The sequence below is a fragment of the Burkholderia sp. A2 genome, assembly GCF_001729305.1.
Taxonomy (GTDB): Bacteria; Pseudomonadota; Gammaproteobacteria; order Burkholderiales; family Burkholderiaceae; genus Burkholderia; species Burkholderia sola.
The window spans coordinates 1,926-2,219 of the sequence record NZ_LZXX01000111.1 but is presented as its reverse complement, the minus strand read 5'-3'; the positions used below and the strand labels follow the sequence as shown (position 1 = coordinate 2,219).

Below are 294 nucleotides of genomic sequence, written 5' to 3'. Positions count from 1 at the left end.
CGGCGCGCAGCGCGTCGGGCTCGTGCAGTGCGAGCCAGCGCAACAGCGGGCCCGCCATGCCGGGCGCGACGGGGTTCGGGGCGACGGGCAATCCGGCGACGGGTAATCCGGCGACGGGCAATCCGGGCGCAGGCCAGCCGGCCGCGTCCGCCTCGCGCACCGCGCGCGTGTCCGGCCACAGCAGCGCGGGCCGCACCGGCTGGCCGGCCGCGTCGATCAGCACGACGCCATGCATCTGGCCCGAAAAGCCGATCGCCGCGACCTGCGCACGTTCGTCGGCCGGCAGCCGCGCGG

At 77.9% G+C, this 294-nt stretch carries 1 protein-coding gene; it reads right to left on the bottom strand.

Features of this window, described 5'->3' with window-relative positions; translation table 11 throughout:
- On the bottom strand, positions 1–294 hold a 294-nt coding region (locus A9Z05_RS38000; RefSeq protein ID WP_256122090.1), incomplete at both ends, for an FGGY family carbohydrate kinase.